The sequence below is a fragment of the Sphingobacteriales bacterium genome, assembly GCA_016706405.1.
Classification (GTDB): Bacteria; Bacteroidota; Bacteroidia; order Chitinophagales; family UBA2359; genus BJ6.
The window spans coordinates 1,322,321-1,341,943 of sequence record JADJJT010000001.1 but is presented as its reverse complement, the minus strand read 5'-3'; the positions used below and the strand labels follow the sequence as shown (position 1 = coordinate 1,341,943).

Annotated in this window: 12 protein-coding genes and 1 tRNA gene; 5 read left to right on the top strand and 8 right to left on the bottom strand. The window is 41.1% G+C overall.

The features are described 5' to 3' along the window. The first annotated feature begins 80 nt into the window (after positions 1 to 80). From IPI59_05160 to IPI59_05150, 3 genes are read left to right on the top strand one after another with little or no spacing between them, the layout of a single operon-like run. Positions 81 to 4,568, top strand: a complete 4,488-nt coding sequence (locus IPI59_05160; GenBank protein ID MBK7526938.1) for a PKD domain-containing protein — start codon at positions 81 to 83, stop codon at positions 4,566 to 4,568. Positions 4,569 to 4,618: 50 nt separating this feature from the next. After that, entirely contained in the window at positions 4,619 to 5,134 is a 516-nt protein-coding gene (locus tag IPI59_05155) for a hypothetical protein (protein ID MBK7526937.1), read from the top strand. 31 nt (positions 5,135 to 5,165) lie between these two features. Then, the gene (locus tag IPI59_05150; protein ID MBK7526936.1) at positions 5,166 to 5,615 is read left to right on the top strand and encodes a rhodanese-like domain-containing protein; all 450 of its coding nucleotides are present in this window, start codon (positions 5,166 to 5,168) and stop codon (positions 5,613 to 5,615) included. A 74-nt stretch (positions 5,616 to 5,689) separates the two neighbouring features. Here IPI59_05150 and IPI59_05145 read toward each other — a convergent pair whose 3' ends face one another. After that, positions 5,690 to 7,444, bottom strand: coding sequence for a DUF1800 domain-containing protein (locus IPI59_05145; protein MBK7526935.1), 1,755 nt, complete (start codon positions 7,442 to 7,444; stop codon positions 5,690 to 5,692). 410 nt (positions 7,445 to 7,854) lie between these two features. On the opposite strand from IPI59_05145, the gene IPI59_05140 reads away from it, so the two are divergent. Beyond that, complete coding sequence (locus IPI59_05140; GenBank protein MBK7526934.1) at positions 7,855 to 9,021, top strand: acyl-CoA dehydrogenase family protein; 1,167 nt, start codon at positions 7,855 to 7,857, stop codon at positions 9,019 to 9,021. A gap of 18 nt (positions 9,022 to 9,039) precedes the next feature. Here IPI59_05140 and IPI59_05135 read toward each other — a convergent pair whose 3' ends face one another. Continuing rightward, positions 9,040 to 11,928 carry an outer membrane beta-barrel protein gene (locus tag IPI59_05135; GenBank protein ID MBK7526933.1) on the bottom strand — a complete coding sequence of 963 codons (2,889 nt, stop codon included), beginning with the start codon at positions 11,926 to 11,928 and terminating at the stop codon, positions 9,040 to 9,042. Positions 11,929 to 12,227: 299 nt separating this feature from the next. Further along, the gene (locus tag IPI59_05130; GenBank protein MBK7526932.1) at positions 12,228 to 13,613 is read right to left on the bottom strand and encodes a hypothetical protein; all 1,386 of its coding nucleotides are present in this window, start codon (positions 13,611 to 13,613) and stop codon (positions 12,228 to 12,230) included. A 419-nt stretch (positions 13,614 to 14,032) separates the two neighbouring features. Here IPI59_05130 and IPI59_05125 point away from each other — a divergent pair, with 419 nt between their 5' ends. After that, complete coding sequence (locus IPI59_05125; GenBank protein MBK7526931.1) at positions 14,033 to 14,602, top strand: hypothetical protein; 570 nt, start codon at positions 14,033 to 14,035, stop codon at positions 14,600 to 14,602. Positions 14,603 to 14,914: 312 nt separating this feature from the next. Here the strand turns inward: IPI59_05125 and IPI59_05120 are convergent, their stop codons facing one another. From IPI59_05120 to IPI59_05100, 5 genes are all read right to left on the bottom strand, one after another. Then, positions 14,915 to 15,115, bottom strand: coding sequence for a T9SS type A sorting domain-containing protein (locus IPI59_05120; protein ID MBK7526930.1), 201 nt, complete (start codon positions 15,113 to 15,115; stop codon positions 14,915 to 14,917). Between the two features lie 161 nt (positions 15,116 to 15,276). Continuing rightward, entirely contained in the window at positions 15,277 to 16,512 is a 1,236-nt protein-coding gene (gene clpX / locus IPI59_05115) for an ATP-dependent Clp protease ATP-binding subunit ClpX (protein ID MBK7526929.1), read from the bottom strand. Between the two features lie 173 nt (positions 16,513 to 16,685). Next, positions 16,686 to 17,384 (bottom strand): ATP-dependent Clp protease proteolytic subunit, encoded by a 699-nt coding sequence (locus IPI59_05110; GenBank protein ID MBK7526928.1) that lies wholly within the window; start codon positions 17,382 to 17,384, stop codon positions 16,686 to 16,688. A gap of 234 nt (positions 17,385 to 17,618) precedes the next feature. After that, entirely contained in the window at positions 17,619 to 19,187 is a 1,569-nt protein-coding gene (locus IPI59_05105; protein MBK7526927.1) for a hypothetical protein, read from the bottom strand. A 221-nt stretch (positions 19,188 to 19,408) separates the two neighbouring features. Then, positions 19,409 to 19,490, bottom strand: a tRNA-Leu gene (locus IPI59_05100). Positions 19,491 to 19,623 lie beyond the last annotated feature (133 nt).

Genomic DNA, 19,623 nt, shown 5'->3' with positions numbered 1-19,623 from the left:
CTTTGTGGGTTAAGCTAATTTAGTTTTATTGCTATTACTTAGTTGTTTATCTACTTGTTTACCCACATAGTTTTTTAAATATGTTTTATCGTTACTGTTTATTGCTTACTGCATTTTTAACCTTTTTGGTGTTAAATGGGCTTTTGAACCAAACGCTTTGCGCCCAAAATACCCCTAATAATACCGAATTACCCTACAATATTGCCGACCCTAACTTGCCCGACTGGGTGCAATTAATGTACACCCAAAATCCCGACCCCGGCCAAGTAATAGCCGCTTATACAAAATATTACAAAACAAATAAATTTGTAAAAAATGGCCATACCCAATATTACAAACGCTGGTTGCGCGGCATTACCCGCAAATTAGGGGCCACCAATAATAATAATTTACCCGCCAATGAGGCTGCGGTAAAAGCCTACAAAAAAAACGAGGCCAAGTACATAGCTAATTCCTTGGCATTACAGCAAACAAAAGACCCCACCTCGCCATGGACCTCACTTGGCCCTATTGATTTTGACAAAGAAGCCGCCGACCGCTCGTACGCCGCCGGTGCCGCCCACGTATATTGTATTGACCAATCGACATCGAACCCCGATATTTTATATGCTGCAACCGCCACCACCGGCATTTGGAAAACAACCGACCACGGCCTTAACTGGGTAGCAACTACCCACAATTTAATGATAAACAGCCTTCGGGCATTAAAAATACACCCTTCAGATGCCAATATCGTTTACGCCGGTATGATGGGCAGCCTTTATATAACTAACAACGGCGGCCTAACATGGAACAACACCCCCGATGCCAATTTTACCGCACTTACCCACGATATTAGCGACATAATTACCCACCCCACCAACGGCAATTTAGTATGGTTAGCCAGCGACCAAGGCTTATACTACAGCAGTAACGGAGGCGTAAACTGGCAACAACTTTTAACAGGCATCTTTCAAGAGATAGAAATAAAGCCCGATAATCCGGATATTATGTATGCGGTAAAACAAATCAACAATCGAACCGAATTTTATAAATCGGAGGACGGGGGCATAAATTTCATAAAAAAAGGCATAGGCTGGCCTGACCCATCGGGCATTCCCGGAACCCCCGAGCAAAAACGCACCGAAATTGCCACAACACCCGCAAACCCCAATTTAATTTATGCTTTTGCCACAGGGGTAGCTAATGGCGGTAGCGGCTTGTATGGCATTTACCGAAGCACCGATGCTGGCGAAAACTGGGCATTTATGTGCTGCGGCGAAGGCCCCGGAGGCGTACCTAACGAAGATGACAACAAAAACCTTTGCGCCTGGAGCGATGAAGGCGAAGACGACGGCGGCCAGTATTATTACGACTTAGCCTTAGATGTGTCAAGTAAAGATGGCAGCAAATTATTTGCCGGAGCCGTAAACCTGTGGATTTCGACCGATAGTGGCAACGATTTTACCTGCCCCTCAAAATGGAGCCACTCCGAAAAACCCAACTACGTACACGCCGATATTCATGATATTAAATACGATAACGATGAAATTTGGATTGCCTGCGATGGCGGTATTTTTTATTCAAATGATGATGGCAAAAATTTTCAGCGCCGGATGTTAGGTATTACCGGAACCGATTTTTGGGGCTTTGCTGCCGGATTTTTAGACGGCAACGTAATGTTAGGAGGGGTTTACCACAATGGCACCCTGCTAAAAGACAATGATACTTTTATTAACGGCTGGATAAGTACCGATGGTGGAGACGGCATACGTGGTTATACAAATTATGGTTATCCGCGTTTGGCATTTAGCGATTATAACCGGAAATTATTATCCGGAAACCGCGAGGTAAAATCGATAAAAACAAACTATACGCCCTATCCAAATGCCTCGTATATCGTAGGTGAAAGCAGCGATATGGCAGTACATCCGTTTAACTACAATATTTACTATGCTGGCGAGGATACAAAACTGCGCATAACCTACGATGGCGGCTATACAGCACAAGATGTGTACGATTTTGGCGCAAAAGTGGCTGCCGTTGAAATTGCCCGCACCGACCCCAATGTTCTGTACGTTTGCACCTATCCGGGTTGGTGGGACACTAAACGCATCTATCGAAGTGATGATGCCGGAAAAACATTTACCGAAATTACACCGGCTTCAACCATCCTGAACGGCGAAACGTGGATGGCTTACGATATTGCCGTTAGCAGCACCAACGCCAAAAAAATATGGATGGTGCGCACCTCGCCTTACGGCGGCGGCTACCCCGCCGTTGATGGCTTCCGCGCCTATACCAGCGATGATGGCGGCCAAACCTGGCAAAACTACACCACCCCCGAACTTAATGGCGAGGGCATAACTAATATAATTCATTTGCGGGGCACTAACGGAGGCGTGTATATTGGCACCGACCGGGCAGTTTATTACCGCAACGACAATATGCCTAACTGGGCATTATTTAATAACCAATTGCCACTATCAACCTACTCGGTGCGTTTAGTGCCATGGTACCGTGGTGGCAAATTGCGAGACGGCACCAACCGCAGTGTTTACGAAGCCGATTTTTACGAGCAACCCGCTCCACAAGCCCAAATAGCCACCGACCGCCAGGTTGTGTACTGCGAGCGCGACAGTGTGCAGTTTATTAACTATTCGGGACAATCGGCTAAGGATGCCACCTGGTATTGGGAGTTCGAAGGCGGCAACCCGGCTACTTCAACTGCCGAAAATCCAAAAGTAGCTTACCCCACACCCGGTGTTTACGATGTTAAATTAACCGTTACCGATGCCTTTGGCACCAGCACTCAAACCCTCAAAAACCTTATTACAACTTTTTCGGGCTGCGCACCCGAACCCATTCCGGGAAATGCCCTAAAATTAAACGGCAACGGCGACTATGCCAGCACCCAACCGCTTAACCTAAACACAAATAACCTAACCCTATCGGCATGGATAAAACCCGAAGGCCAACAATTAGACTGGGCTGGTATTTTATTTTGTAGGGGCGGCAACACTACATCGGGCATTAGCTTGCGAGACGACAACGAACTACGCTTTCATTGGAATGAAGGTTTTTGGGATGTAGGCACGGGTTTATATCTTCCGGATGGTTACTGGTCGCACGTAGCCATGGTGGTGCAGCCCAAAAAAATCACCCTCTACGTTAATGGCAACTCTTGGTCGCTTAATGATACCTTTGACCCACAAGGGTTTAACGCACCACTTGATATTGGTTTAGATAATTGTTGCGAACGTTATTTCAAAGGCAGTATTGACGAGGTAAAAGTTTGGAATAAAGCCTTAACCAAGCAAGAAATCAGGGCAGCAATGCACCCAACTTCACAAAATGATGCAGCTAATTTAGTAGCATATTACCAGTTTAACGAAACACAAGGCCCAATTTTAGATAAAATAGGCTCGGCACATGCCGGAATTTCCGGAAATGGGCAGCGCGTAACCTCATCGGCCCCAGTTGGTGGCGGATTGAGCGGCGAGGCAGTCGAAAAAATAGGTGGAGTTGATTTTTTAGGGACGCAATTCAGTGCAAATTATACCGAGCAAGGCGGCGCAACTTCGGTAGTTAGCAATCTTAATTTATTGCCTTACAATACTAATAGCATTGCCAAAAACGAGCAAATAATGGGCAACGAATATTGGGTGCTAAACCGTTGGGGAAGTGGCTCGTTTAAAGCCGATTATACTTTTAAACCCGGCTTTGATATTACACCTACCGATGCTGCAAACCCCAGTTTGCTTAAAATGTATGCGCGTGCATTTAACGGCGAAGGGCCTTGGGGTCCAATGGGTAAAGCTACTGCCGCCGATGCGCAAACCAATACAGTTACTTTTAACAACTTAAGCATACAAGGGCAGCTTATTGTAACAGCCTCACCGTGTTATGCCACCGGCCCCAATACCGTTAAACTTAAAACATGGCTGCAAGGCGCTTATAACGAAGGCACTAACCTAATGAATACCAATTTATATGATGCTGGTTTGTTGCCCAAATTGCAACCCTACCAGAGCGCGCCCTTTAATTTTTCGGGCTGGCAATACGCCGATATTATTCCGGCAGATGTGGTTGATTGGGTAATGGTCGAGGCTCGCGAAGCCGATAATATTCATCAAATAGCCGAAACAACAACCGGATTTTTGCGCAATGATGGCCAAATTATCGGAATAAACGGTGCGGAAGGTATTAGCTTTAGGTGTTTGGATGTAAATAAAACATATTATTTTGCTGTCTATCACCGCAACCATTTGCCAATTATTAGCGCTATGCCTTTAAGCATTGATAATACCACCCCCCACGACCTAAGCGTACCTACAAATGTGCTGCACGGCGCTACCCAATTAGTAAAAATTGGCAACTCGAATGTGTATGCCATGCCCCCCGGCAACGCCGATGGCAATGGCGCTATAACTGTATTAGATTTTAACAACTGGCTTTTAGACGATGGCAATCCCAACTTAGGGTATTACAATGCCGACTTTAACTTTGATGGCCTTGTAAATGATGCCGATTTTAGTTTGTTACAACAAAACCCAAGTGCTGTTTCCGTTTGGTATTTATGGAAATAGCAAGTTTGCCACTGTATATTTTATTTTTTAATACTATCTGTTCAAAAATAATGATAAAGATTAACTACCTAAGCAAAATTGCCTTTTTTGTTTTGTTGACCGCTTTGTTTGGTTGCCAAAACAACTCGCGTTCAACAAGTAACGATACTAACGCCGCCGAGCAAAAACCACCTAAACAGGTTGTAGCAGGTAAACCTTTGCCGGCACCCGAAAAAACATGTTATTTGCTAACCGAAGGCACCAAAAACCAAGACACAACGGAGCTTCAACTAACTATTGAAGCGAGTGGTAACAAAGTTACAGGTGCAATGCGCTGGCAACCCTACGAAAAAGATGGCTCGACTGGTACAATTACAGCAGTTAAAGAAGGTGATATTATTAAAGGTATTTACAACTACACAATAGAAGGAAGTCAGCAATCAGAAGAGGTGATTTTTAAACTAATTCCGGATGGTATTAGCCAACATATAGGCGAGTTAGTCGAAAAATCGCCGGGGCAACTTGTGCTTAAAAATGTCAATCCTGCTAATTTTGCCCTAACGTTAAAAAAAATCGACTGTAAATAGTTTACAAATTAAATCATTACCTAATTAAATTATGAAACAATTTTTTAAAAATTCCCGAAGCATAATATTACTAAGTTTTGTTTTGATGCTAACAGCTTGTTCCAACGAGGCACAACAAAAGCAAAATACTACTGCCGCATCAACACTAACTACCGCCACCCACGCAATTGCCAACCTTAATCCGGATGATTTTGCCCAACAAATTCAAAAAGGAGGGCAGTTAATTGATGTTCGAAGCCCCGATGAATTAGCCGAAATGGGTCAAATTGCCAAAGCACAAAATATTGATTATCAGGCTGCCGATTTTATTCAAAAAATTGGTGCCCTAAACAAAAACGAACCAGTTATGGTTTATTGTGCTACCGGAGGCCGCTCAAGCGAAACCGCCACCGACCTACAAAAAATGGGTTTTACGCAAATTTATAACCTCGAGGGTGGTTTTGAGGCTTGGCAGCAGGCTAACATGTCCGTACAAAAATAGCGATGACCCAAATATTTTTTATTTTTTCCGGAAAGGGATTAGAAAGATGCTAACCTCTTTCCGGATTTTTTTGTTTACATTAATTGATACTCTTCAAGTTGCATTATGCGGCGGTACATTTCGGCAAGGCGGTAATAGATGAGCAAATAGGCATCGCTATTAGTGGGGTTGTCTATATAATAGTTCCATGCAGTAGTCCAGTAATAATCATTTGATTGCCCCGACAGGAGGATGTTTTTTAATTGCGCTTTTCCCTCGTCGGTAAGGTTGTAAATATACATACGCATTAGGGTTTCGTCAATTAGGGCATTGGGGTCGCCGGGGTTGCTTAGTTGTTTGGTAATGCCTACAATATCAATTTGTATTTTTTCTTCTTCATAATAATTAATTCCGGTATAAATCAGCGCATCGCAAACCTGTATGCGGCGCGGGAACGAGTTGGTATTTATCCAGTATTTGTCAAATTGGGGTTCTTGGTAGTAGGCAGGCCATCCGGCAACGTTAGGGGGGTCGCCTGGTTCTTGCATCAGCAAAGCCAATACAAAATTGATAAGTTCGCCTAAAGTCCAGTCGGCTGAATATTTAGTAGTGTCAGGAAGTGCCACCTCATATTCGCGCAATAACCCAATACAAAAATCAATAGGGCTTTTAATTACAGCAGCAAAATTTAGCGGGTCAAAAAAGTGTTCGCTAGCAAATAGTGCACTTAAAACGGGTGCGATTTCGTAGTCGTTGTCGCGCAAAATTTGAGCCAGTGGTTCAATTACATCGGTTTCGGTTTGGGGGGTAATTTCGTGATAAACAAAAAAGCGGTATAGTTTACGGCAAATAAACAAAGCAGCTTCGTCGGTATCAAAAATCATATCTAAAAGGTCATCCAATTCGTACTGCCCGTCGTTGCCCAATTTTCCTTTTATGCTGGTATTTTTGTAAAATGCCGAGAAGGTTTTATCTTTCTTATCGTGGTTAAAGGCAATAAAGGTAGTGGTTAGCAGGTCAAAATCGGTAACGGTAAATCCGGTAAGTACACGGGCGGCGTTTTGTACGTCGTTTTCGGTATATTTTGAGTTTGGCCCTTTGCCTACGCAAAATAATTCTTGCAATTCGCGGGCATAGTTTTCATCGGGCGAGCCTGCTATGTTTTGTGCGCCGTTTAAATAAAATAGCATTTGAGGGTCGAGGGTAATAGCTTTGGTAAGTTTTTTAAAATTACCTAAAGCATGTTGCCGCAAGGTATTTAAATAACGCCAGGTAGCACGCGGCTCAAAAATTTCGCTTGCTTGGGTGGCAAAATGGTTATGCCAAAACAGCACCATTTTTTCGGCAATACTAAGCGATTGATAGCGCATTTGCCGTATCCACCACCCTTTTAGCGACACGTATCTGCCATAAACCACATAGGGGTCGTCTGTGTAGGGTGCGTCTATCCATGTTTCGCCTAAGGTAACATAAGGGTCAGCTAAAAACTCGGTGCCTTCATCATTTATAGGCAGGCCATTGTAGTTGTTAATGGGTGGGTTTACGCTGGGCAGGTTAAGTAAAGTATCAACAGCTTCTTGCGGCGACAATTTAAGCAATTCGTTTAGGTGTTGCGAACTTGCGCCAAACATGGTGCGTTTTAGCAAATGTACTACCTGAGTTGGTTTCCAGTCGCCGGTGTAGGGCGCAAGACCACTCATTATGTCGCGGGGTTTTCCGCTTGGGGCTGTTGTTTGGTTGTTGTCGGTTTGGGGCAGTTCGGGTTTATCAATATGGCGGCGCGAAGTGTCAAATACTTTTTTTGCAAGCATTTGTTGCCTGTATTCGTGTAAATTAAAATCTAAAATCATGTGTTTTGTTGATTTTTAGAGACAAGTAAAATAAAACAGAATAGATGCCTGCTTTAAGGCTGCAATTTACACTATAAACGTTAAAATTATGCTAATAGTATGGGATAAAATCAAATTTTGTTTAGACTTTTTTTATTTCTACCAAATTTAATATTTCAAGAAAAACACACAAAGAGCTATTTATTCCGGATTTTTTTAATTGACGCTGAGTGTCATTTTATATTTGTAGGCAAGCCACCATCCGGATAATAGTTGCAGGTTTATTTGAATAAAATTCTCAACGCATTTTGGCATTTTTGCTAATTTGGCATTTTATGGCTAAAAATTAAGCAAAAATTAGTAATTTTGCCCTTATAAAAATAGAATTAATCCATTTTAAATAACTTTTTATTTCATTTACTTGCTGCCCTATGCCTGCTGCCAATTTTGACCTGTCCTTAAATTTTGAAACTACCGAAACCCAACGCTTAATTGCTACCGAAATACAAAATTTTGCCGAAAAATACATACGCCCTTATGTAATGGAATGGGATGAAGCACAGCATTTTCCGGTAGATTTATTTAAAAAAATGGGCGAGTTAGGCTGGATGGGTGTTTTGGTTGCGGAAAACTATGGCGGTTCAGGCTTAGGATATTTTGAATATGTAACCGTAATTTCAGAAATTGCCAAAGTTTGTGGCTCAATAGGTTTATCGGTGGCTGCACATAATTCGCTTTGTACCGGACATATATTGCAGTTTGGCAACGAAGCCCAAAAACAACGCTGGTTGCCTAAATTGGCTACCGCCGAATGGATTGGCGCCTGGGGGCTTACCGAACCCAATACCGGCTCGGATGCAGGCAATATGAAAACCGTAGCCGTAAAAGATGGCAACGACTGGGTAATTAATGGAACTAAATGCTGGATTACCCACGGCCACTCGTCTGATGTGATGGTGGTAATTGTTCGCACTGGTTCGGTGCGCGATAGCCACGGCATGACAACTTTTGTGGTTGAAAAATCGAACCCCGGAATTAAGGCCGGCAAAAAAGAAAATAAATTGGGTATGCGCGCCTCTGAAACAACCGAAGTTATTTTTGATAACTGCCGTGTTTCCAACGATTGTATGTTGGGCAACGAGGGCGAGGGCTTTGTTCAAGCCATGAAAGTGTTAGATGGTGGCCGTATTTCAATAGCTGCCTTGGCTTTAGGTATTGCCAAAGGTGCTTTGGCTGCCGCTGTAAAATACGCCCAAGAACGCCACCAGTTTGATGCCCCTATTGCAAGTTTTCAAGGTATATCGTTTAAACTGGCCGACATGGCTACTAAAATTGAGGCTGCCGAACTGCTTACCTTACAAGCTGCCGACCTCAAAAACAAAGGCAAAAAAATGACCAAAGAAGCAGCAATGGCCAAATATTATGCCTCCGAAGTATCCGTACAAGTAGCAACCGATGCCGTGCAAATATTTGGCGGCTATGGTTATACCAAAGATTTTCCGGTTGAAAAGTTTTACCGCGACAGCAAACTTTGTACCATCGGCGAAGGCACCTCCGAAATTCAGAAAGTTGTAATTGCCCGCGAAATATTGCGGTAAAGGGTAAGTACCAAATTTTTACCACCAGCCCATACCGCCACCTTCGTGGCGGGTTTTAATAGTAACACCTCGCATATTGTAGGTGTAAGCCAACATGTAATAACGTGTTAAGGTTTTGCTTTGCGATTGGGTAACTGTATTTTCGTCTGTGTATTGTTCAATACTTGCGCCTTTATTCAACAAATCGTAAGCGGTAAGGCGTAGCTCAGATTTATTGCCTTTGCCAAACAATTTATAGGCCGCAAGGGTTAAAATAGGCTGCTGCTGGTTAAACCCATATTTTTCGTTAATATATACGCTGTAATTAAAGTTTGTGTTAAAATAGAAGTATTTGGGAAATTTTAGCGTAAACTCGCTGCCTAATGAATGGTTGTAGTACTGGTTGTTTTGCGCATTATTAACCGAGTACTTGTTATAGGTAACTGAGCTGCGGCCAGATGCCGAAAAAGAAAATGCCTCAACAGGGGTTAGCTCAAGGCGCAAATTACCTCCATAAACCTGCGTTTGGTTGTTGTTGGCAATATTATTGATATATAATTTGTTCTCAGAAAAATTTACATTTGCGCCCGTATTTACCGATAATTTGCTTTTAATAATTGGAAACCCAAACGAGGCAAACGACCAAAAACTATTGCCTCCCGAAATATTAACAGGTACTACTGTTGTTACTAATTTAGCGTCTATGGTTTGGTTGTTTACAATTTGATTTTTAAAATAGTTATACTCGGCGTTTACGAATAGGCTGATAAATGAGGCGCGGTTAAACATCCGGTATGAAATTTCAAAGGCATGGCTTACTTCGGGCAGCAGTTCGGGGTTACCTTTCCGGATATAAAGTGGATTGCTGTTGTCGGCAAAAGGTTGTAATTGTTGCCTGTCAGGCTCGGTTACAGTTACATCGTATTCGAGGCTAAAATTCCGGCCATTTTTGGGGCTATAGTTAAGCTCAAAGTTCGGAATCCATAAAAAATAAGTATTATTTACCTCTCCCATTAATGCCGCGCCCTTTTGGTTGCGATATTGCCCGTCTAAATTATATTGTTGTGCGGCTACCCCCGCGCCTATGCTTACGCCTTTATAATTAAAACGCAATGATGTACCTAAGCGGTTATAGGCAATACTGTTGTTATAATAGCTGCTAAGGCTGTCAATACGCGGGGTGTTGGCATCAAGTAAATTGTAAACATTGCGGGTAATTAGGTTGTTGCACTGCCTAAAATTATAAAATGTTTCGAAGTGCAAATATTTATGAATTTTATCGGTGTACAACACACTCGATTTTAATTCGGTTTGCGAATTGTCATTTTGGTCGTTTTGGTTTATATTATTAAATACGTTATTGCCAAAATTGAAAATAGGGTCGGGCACAACAAAATTATTAGTTATGGATTCCTGGAAGGCATCGTTGTTTAAATTGCTGCCAAAATAGCTGCCGCTGAGGGCAAAATTGCGCCCTTTCTTTTTAAATTTAAGCCGGTAGATAGCTGTGCCATTGGCAGCGTAACTTAATACATCGCTGCTGTTTTGGGCACTTTGGTTCCGGAAAATAAGCTGGTTAGGTGTCTGGTATTCGGTAAAGCTTGTATCGGTATTGTTTCGGTTGCCAAGGCGGCCATTGCCAACAACCACAAACGTGTGGATCGAATCTATTGTCTGCTCGAACCGAACCGTTGCCCGGTGGTTGCCCGAAAAGCTGTTTACGCTGTTGGTATCGGTTGTTTGGTAGTAGGTATGGGCTAAAATATTTTGACTTAGCACTTTGGCGTTGTTTTCTTGCTCGGTTTGATTGTAAAAATAGCTGCTGCTAAATTTGCGGTTTGGGGTGTCGTAATTATAATTTATACCTGCGCCATAATTTACCGACTCGCCATTGCCGTTGCCACCCCACGAGCGCGGAATCGAAAAACTCTCTTCGCCACCACCGCCCGAAGACCAAAAGCGCTTGCCTCGTCCAGAACCGCTAAAGCCAAAGTCGGCATCGTCTCCCCAGTTGAACGATTGGCTGCCTTTAAAATCTTCGTAATCATCATTCGATAATCCGGTTTGATTTAGGTTGTTGCCATAGCCTATCACCGAAAATTGATTTTTGTTGTCAAATTTATTATAGTTACCCTTTGCCATCAGGCGGTTATCGGTGCCATAACCTGCTGTAATTTTGCCAAATCCCCCTTTTTTAAATTCTTCTTTGAGTGCTAAGTTTACAGTTTTTTCCGATTTTCCGTCTTCAATTCCGGTAATTTTGGCTTGTTCGGTTTTATCGTTAAATACTTGTACTTTGCTAATTGCTTCGGCGGGTAGGTTTTGGGTGGCCATTTTAGTATCGTTGCCAAAAAATCGCTTGTTGTCAACTGTTACTTTGCTTACATCTTGGCCTTGTGCTTTTAGGGTGCCGTCTTGGTTTACTTCAAATCCGGGCAATTTTTTAAGTAAATCTTCAACGCTTGAGCCGGGCGGCACTTTAAACGAGGCGGCGTTATATTCAATGGTGTCGCCTTTTATGCTAATGGGCGCGCGTGCCGTTTTAACTACTACTTCAAACAGCTCTTTCGAGAAGGATTTTAAGCTAATTTTACCCAAATCAATTACAGGTTGCTGTGGGGTAGTGGTAAAAGGTTGTTGGTAAGGAATATATCCTACATAAGTAATTTTTAACAGGTAAGTAGCCCCTTGTTTTACTCCTTTAAATTCGAAGTGACCAAATTCATCGGCGCGGGTAAAGGTAAGCATGGCCGAGTCGGCGGGCGATAGCAGCAGTACGCTGGCAAAGCCAAGCTGGCTGTTTAAGCTATCTGTAACGCTACCTGTAACCGTGGTAGTTTGTTGGGCAAATAAAGTGGTTGAGGTATAGAGGTTGCCGTATAAAAATAAAATAAAAAAAAAAGAAAATAACTTAAAAAAATGGCTCATAGTTGGGTTAAATGGCTGCTTGGTGCGTTTAAATTAGCAGGTGTAAAAGTATTAAATAAGGTGGTTAGTAGGATATAACAATATATTAAATTTTGTTAAAACCTACCAAATACAAGGCTTTGAGGTATTTATAATTGCCTATGTACGTATAAAATATTAGTTCATTTTTTGTTTGAAAACAAGAAACAACTTGAGTTAATTTTATCCGGAAACATATAACAGCCTAAATTAACAATTGTTTTATGCTTTAGTCACAAGCGTTGCTTAGTATCCGGATGTATAGTTTGCAGCTTGGTTTCTTAAGGGTGAGGATTATTTTTTTTGCTTTTTTTGCGCTGTTCGCGGCGTTTTTGCAAATCATTTAGGTATTGTTGGTATTTTTCAATTGCCTCTGTATTGTATTTTTGCTGTGTTGCACTTCCGTTTTCCAAACCATTGTTAAGGCCGTTGTTATTGTAAAATTTAGCGATATTTGTTTGTATGGATTGAACCGAAACGGCATCGGGCAGGTTAGCTTTTTTGTTGCCTCCTTTCCAAATGCAAGCACCGTCGGTATGCCCGTGCACAACTGCGCCATTACTAAACTGCAGCAAGGCTATTTCGGCACCAAAACTTGCCCAACCGCCCCGTTTTATGGCATACCGCGATTGCCTTGGATTGGCCGAGTTCCGTTTCATGCCGGTTTGCCATTGCTTAAACAACAAGCCCAGCGAATATTGGTACGAACCATTGACCGGATTGTAATTTTCGGGTTGAATAAAAGAGCGCCACGCCAATAGCCAATGCGGTTTGTTTAGTGTAATTTGCAGCGACGTGAAAGCTAAGGCAGCCTCCGGATAAATACCATTGCCAACACCGTAAAGAGTTTGTTGGGCATCTTTCCAAATAAGATCTTCGCCTTTATGCCAATTATAATCAAATTGATGATATTGCTTGCTAAAAGTAAAATTTTCACCACATCCGGAAAAAACTAAATAGTGAATTCTAAGCAAATAATCAAACTTATTATTTATACGGTTACATTCAACCGATTGACATTTAACCATTAGCGAAACATTTATATAAAATCTGATTTCTTTTGTAGCGGGCAAATACTCGGCATTATTTACGGCAAGGTGTAAAACTGCCAACTTATCGGCTTTGCCTTTTGCCTCTAAGTCAAAACCATTAAGTACTGCCAAATGACGGTCGTTGGGCTGTGTGGCGTAAGGTGCTGGTATTAAAACGGGCAGTTGAGTTGTGTGAAAATCGCCCTCGCGCCCTGAAAAAAGGAGTTCTTGTTGGCCGCTGCTGGTGTAAACGGCATCGCTAGCAATATGCGAGTAATAAGTGGTAAATTTACCCACATCTGACCCAGTGCCAGTAGCCGAGCAATGCACAATTTTGGTCTCTAAGGTGCAAGAACTATCGGGAGAAGTATTATTGTTTAAAACGTAGTTGCCCAACCGGTTTAAGCGATGGTTATACGTCCATGCGTGGGTAAAGCCTCGCCAAAGCGTAGCTAAACCGCTCGGAACTATGCAAGTTGGAGTAATTGTGGCATGGGCAGCGTTTGGATCAGTAGGAGTGGCAGTCTTTAACGAATCGGGGTTTTGTGCTTCTGCTGGTGCTTGGCTAAAAATGATAAAAATTGTAGCCCAAAAAAATAAAAGACGCACACGAGTCAGCCTTGGGTGTAATGGCATATAAAAAGTGAGTATTAGGTAGTAAAAGAAAATAAAGCAATTTGGTTGGCCAAACTAAGTTTAAAGGCACAAAACGGCAAATAAGGTAAATTTGTTGTTATTTATTGTAAAAAATAAAAATAATACTTAAACAAAACCATGCCGATTATTGTTAGCTTGTTAAATAAATTGTACAAAGAAGATGCGTTTAATTTAATTCTTTGTTTTTTTCCGGATGTGCAAAAGCTACAAGTTTCATTAAAGGTTTAAACCAATCCGTTTTACTATCTTCTAACTGCAAATTTCATTTATTTAATAGTTTGATAAATAACAATAAAAAATAAAAAGTATTATCAGAAATATTTACACAGTCAATTATTTATTTAATTATTTGTTTAATTAATAGAAACAAAACAATATTAGTAAATTAAAATTAAAACATGAAAAAACTATTTTTTTTAATGTTTGCGCTGCTAATTAGTATTACTGCTACTACTTACGCGCAAAACAACGCGGGTAATACTAAACAGGGCGATGCGCCAGCAAACACCCAAACAAACACGAAAGAGAAAAGCGCCGACGGCAAACAAAAAGGTTTGGAAATGGGTCAAACTAAAACACGCAGCGGCAAAGATGGAAAATTACCGCCTCAGCCTAAAACGAATATGAAGCCCCCAAAAAACCGCCCGGCATCGGCTGCCGATGCTAACAGCAAATCGGTGCGCAGCGAATTACCCCCCGGCAAAAACAAAACCGCCGAGGCTAATAATAGTGCGGCTAATAATAAAACCAAAGAAACCGAAACAGCAAAAAGTGCTAAGGGCAAAAAAAACAAAGAGGAAAAAATGAAGGCAAAAGCCGAGAAAAAACGCAAAAAAGCTGAAGCAAAACGCAAGAAAAAAGAAGAAAAAGCACGCAAAAAAGCTGAGGCTAAGAAAAACAAAAACAAACAAGGAAACGAAAAAAACCGACACAACACCACCTTCGCGCCCTCAAACCGAGGCCACTAAGCCCTACAAGCCACAAAACATGCAAACGCCCAACAAAAATTCAAAAGACAAGGCTAAACAGCCCGCACCCAGAAAACCCGGCAGCAATAGTGGCGGAAAAAACAAATAAACAATAGCGTTTATTTTATTTGTACGGGTTTATACAAACATATATCTTTTATATTTTATGACGGCAGGCAAAGCAGGTTTAAAACTTGCTTTGCCTGCTTTGTTTTGTCAAACAACCAATACTAAACCCAATTTGTATTTAGGCTCGTATTATCGCAGGTCGAAGGAGGACAACTCCCCCTAACGCCCTTCAAAGCGGTGGAATTAGTAGAGCAGGAGTTTAACGCCTTCTATTTCCGGATGGTTTTGAAGGCGGCAGTAATAAATGCCGGATATTAGGTTGGCGGTGCTAAACGTGGTTGCCTCCCCTCCGGATGATAAAGGAATGGTTTTTACTAATTGCCCTTGGGTGTTGTAGATTTGTAATGCCAAGTTGAGGTCTGTTAATGTAGGGTTTAGGGTTATAGTGGCGGTTTGGTGGGCGGGTTGGGGCTAAGGGTAGCCCACCTCTGCCCTCCAATGGAATAGAATTTTATTAGAAAACAAAGTAATAGCAAGTCCCAGCTCTGAAGGAGTTGAACATTAATTTTTCGCCATGTAGTTGTGCTTTTAGCAAGGAAAAAGTATTAACTTGCCAAGCGCAATTGGTTAATACGGTCTTTAGAGAGGCGGTGCTGGGCGTACTCGAGGGTAACGGTGTACTCTTTAATATGTGTTTGCGAGGGTAGCTCAAACATAATATCGGTCATAATGGCCTCACAAATAGTGCGTAGCCCGCGGGCGCCCAATTTAAACTCGTAGGCTTTTTCGGTTACAAAATCGAGTACTGCTGGCTCAAAAATTAGATTTTTGCCGTCCATTTCAAACAAGCGTTTATATTGTTTTACCAAGGCGTTTTTAGGCTCGGTAAGTATGGCGCGCAGGGCTTCGCGGGTAAGCGGTTCGAGGTAGGTAAGGGCGGGCATCCGGCCAATTAATTCGGGTATTAGGCCAAAGGCTTTAATATCTTGGGGACTTAAATAGCGCAGCAAACTGTCTTCTTGGTTTTTTCCACCTAAATTTTCGGCTTTAAAGCCTACTATATTGGTTTGCACGCGGCGGGCAATAATTTTTTCAATACCATCAAAAGCGCCGCCACATATAAAAAGGATATTTTGCGTATTTACCCTAATCATTTTTTGTTCGGGGTGTTTGCGGCCTCCTTGTGGAGGTACATATACTTCGGTGCCTTCGAGTAGTTTTAGCATAGCTTGTTGTACGCCCTCGCCCGACACGTCTCGGGTAATAGAGGGGTTGTCGTTTTTGCGGGCTATTTTGTCTATTTCGTCAATATACACTATGCCGCGCTCGGCTGCTTGTACGTTATAGTTACACACTTGTAGTAAGCGGCTTAAAATACTTTCAACGTCTTCGCCCACGTAGCCGGCCTCGGTAAATACGGTGGCATCTACAATGGCAAAGGGCACGTTTAGCAGGCGGGCTACGGTGCGTGCCAACAAGGTTTTTCCGGTACCGGTTGGGCCGGCCATTAATATATTCGATTTTTCAATTTCTACGTCATCGCCAAGGCGTTGGGTTAGGCGTTTGTAGTGGTTATAAACGGCAACGCAAATTACTTTTTTGGCTTCTTCTTGTCCTATTATATATTGGTCTAAATAACTTTTTATGGTATTTGGTTTAATATTTTTTTGGGGGGTAAAACGCACTTGTTTTTCGCCTCCAAATTCGTCATCAACAATACGCTGGGCATTGGCTATACATACATCGCATATATGGGCATCTAAGTAGCCGGCAATTAGCATTAACCTGTCTTCTTTTGGGGCGTTGCAAAACGAGCAGCGAATATCTTGTTTTTTTGCCATTTATGTATTTGATAAAAATTTAAATTGAGGTTGAGTTTCTTTTAGAAGTGCTTTCTTTAAAAAGTTGATATTATTTAATTTGCTTGAAGTTGTTACAATGCTATATTTCCTCTTTTATATCCGGAGAAAAAAATTAGTTAAAAACGCCATTTATGTTTAGGAATGCTTGTTTTTTATTTTTGGCGTATTAGTACTTCATCTATCAGGCCATATTCTTTAGCTTCAAAGGATTTCATCCAATAGTCGCGGTCGCAATCAATTTCAATGCGTTCTACGGTTTGGCCGGTATGTTGGCTTAATATTTCGTATAGTTCTTTTTTCATTTCTAAAATGAGGTGGTAATTTACCAAAATATCGCTGGTTTGGCCACCTGCGCCGCCCGATGGTTGGTGTATCATAATGCGGCTATGTTTTAGGCAGGTGCGTTTGCCCGGCGTGCCTGCTGCCAACAAAACGGCAGCCATTGAAGCGGCCATTCCGGTACAAATAGTTGCTACGTTTGGGTTTATGTACTGCATGGTGTCGTAAATACCAAGTCCGGCTGTTACCGAGCCTCCGGGGCTATTAATGTAAATTTGTATATCGCGGTTTGTATCTAACGATTCTAAAAATAACATTTGAGCCTGTACAATATTAGCTACGTCGTCGGCAACGGGCACCCCTAAAAAAATAATTCTGTCCATCATTAGCCTCGAAAATACGTCCATAACGGCTATATTCATTTGGCGTTCTTCAATAATATTAGGGGTAATGTACGAGGTAACATTAGGTGTTTGGGCTTCGGCAAGCTCCATATATTTGTCCACACGCATTCCGTTAAGGCCTTGGTGTTTAACGCTGTATTGCCGAAATTCTTTTTTTAGGTTTTCCATAAATTGTATGTCTAAAATTGGGTGTTGATTTAGTTTAAAATTGATATATAAAACTACAATAAAGGTAACAGTATTTTGGCATTAAAGTTATAAAAAATTTGTTAAAAAACTTTGACTGTTAAAAAACTGACTTAATACTGTTGTTATATAGGATGAGCGTTTGCCTTGTTTTAGATGTATCCGGAGAGGATTTTTTATGTTGATTTCTAAAAAAGAGAAACAACTTTGTGTGGTTTAATCGTTTTTGGTTTCCGGATTTATATTTTCTTCAGCCGGCAATGGTTCAAATGCTATGGTGTCGTCTTCAAGGGGTTCGGTCTTCATATATCCGGCCGCCTCGTTGTTCTCGTTTGAATTTAAATAGGCAGTTATGGCATCTATATCTAATAAATTTTCTTTAATATTCACCTCCTCTGCAATTGCATATAAGGCTTTTGTCTCTAAAATGGTAGCTTTTGTATGAGCACGTTCATTTGGGTTTTTACGTGCATTTTCAACAAGGTGCATAAAATTAGGCGGAATTTGAAGTCCGTTCATATTTGCATGTCTAATATACGTTAAGTAATTGTCAAAAATTGCCGCGTCAATTTCGCCATCAGTTACGTGTATATTTTTGTTTTCTACTGTGTGGTCTCTAATAAGTGTCCATTTTATTTCGTGCCATGTGCTATCCCAGTTTTTTTCTAAATCTTCTGCAATAGCTTCTTTTGTCCATTGGTTTTTGTTGTTTTTATCACTTTCTCTGTTGTGTATTAGTAAACGTTTTAATGCGTCTATTGGCAGTTCAATCTCAACTTTATCAATCAACTCTTGTTTTAGTTTTCCTAACATTTTATCGAAGGTTTTAGAATTCCAAAATTGCGCCATTGAGTCTTCGAACAAAGCAGGAAGGTCTTTTTCAATTAGCTCTTGGTATTGCGCACTTTCAGGGTTGATATCTGCCCTTTCTAAAAAAATTTGTTTTGCCTCTTCGGTTGTTGGCAATTCTTTTTTAGCTAACTTAGTTACTTCCATCATAAACCAGGACGAACTTAATTCATAATCGGGTTCTGCCTCGTCGCTATCATTCTTTTTATTAATGTTAAATAGAACAGACAATATTGTTTCTTTAGGTTTATCAAAAATTTCGAGCAGTTTTACGGGCAGTTTGTCGGCAGTTTTAAGGTTTAAAATATGGTTTTTATGTTCGCCCTCGGTAATTAGGTCCATATCTATGGGGGTGGGTTTGCTGACTAAACCATTTTCGATAGGTTGCTGCGTAGTTTCATCAATTTGTGTAAAAACACAACTAAAATTAGCACAATCGGCAACGGTCGCATTTTCGTCTTCTATATCAACAAATTTAGCCAACTGGTTCATGAAATTTCCATATTCTTCCTGAACAATGTCGGTAGTTAACAGCACTTTTTTGTGTTCTACTTCTATTTTATCTAAATTAAATTCGATGTTTGGGTACAAAATAGCCTCGTAAACCATCTGCTGAGCTTGGCCTTTATTTAACTCATTAACCGACACCGGTTTTTCGTTGATAGGATAGGGGGCGCCAAGCGTATTGCGAATTTCTGCGCAGGCTTTATGAAGGTCGTTCTCAATAATGCCAATAATTGCATTATTTTGAATTTGTTCGCCGTACATTTTTTTTACCAATGCGTCGGGAGCTGTACCTGGTCTAAAGCCTTTTATTTGCGCAAATTTACGGAATTCTTTAAGCCCCTGTTTTTGCTTGTCTGAAAATTCGGTAGGGGTAACATCAATAATAATATGTACAAGACTGGCGTTTAAGTGTTCAATGGTATAGGACATTATTATTTATAGATAAATTTTAACAACAATAAATTAAAGTAAAATAAATTAGAAATTAGCGAAGGTATATTTGCAAAAGACGTGCAAAGATAAGGAAGGAAAAAGTACAAAAACTTAAAAAATAATATCCGGATATTTTGCCCCACAGCTGCGGTTTAAATATCGGATAGGTAAAACACTTGCACCTCATCAAAAAAAAATTGCCATCGAGGCAAACAAAGTGCGGATGAAGGGACTCGAACCCCCACGTCTCACGACACTAGATCCTAAGTCTAGCGCGGCTACCAATTACGCCACATCCGCAAAGTATAAAATAAAAAATTTGGCATTTTTAAAAAAAAGTTGTAACTTGCCGTTTATTTTTAAAAAATAACCAAAAGCGAGTAGCTTGCTAAATGCAGCCGCAAAGTTATTGCTTTATTTTTAATTCTCAAAA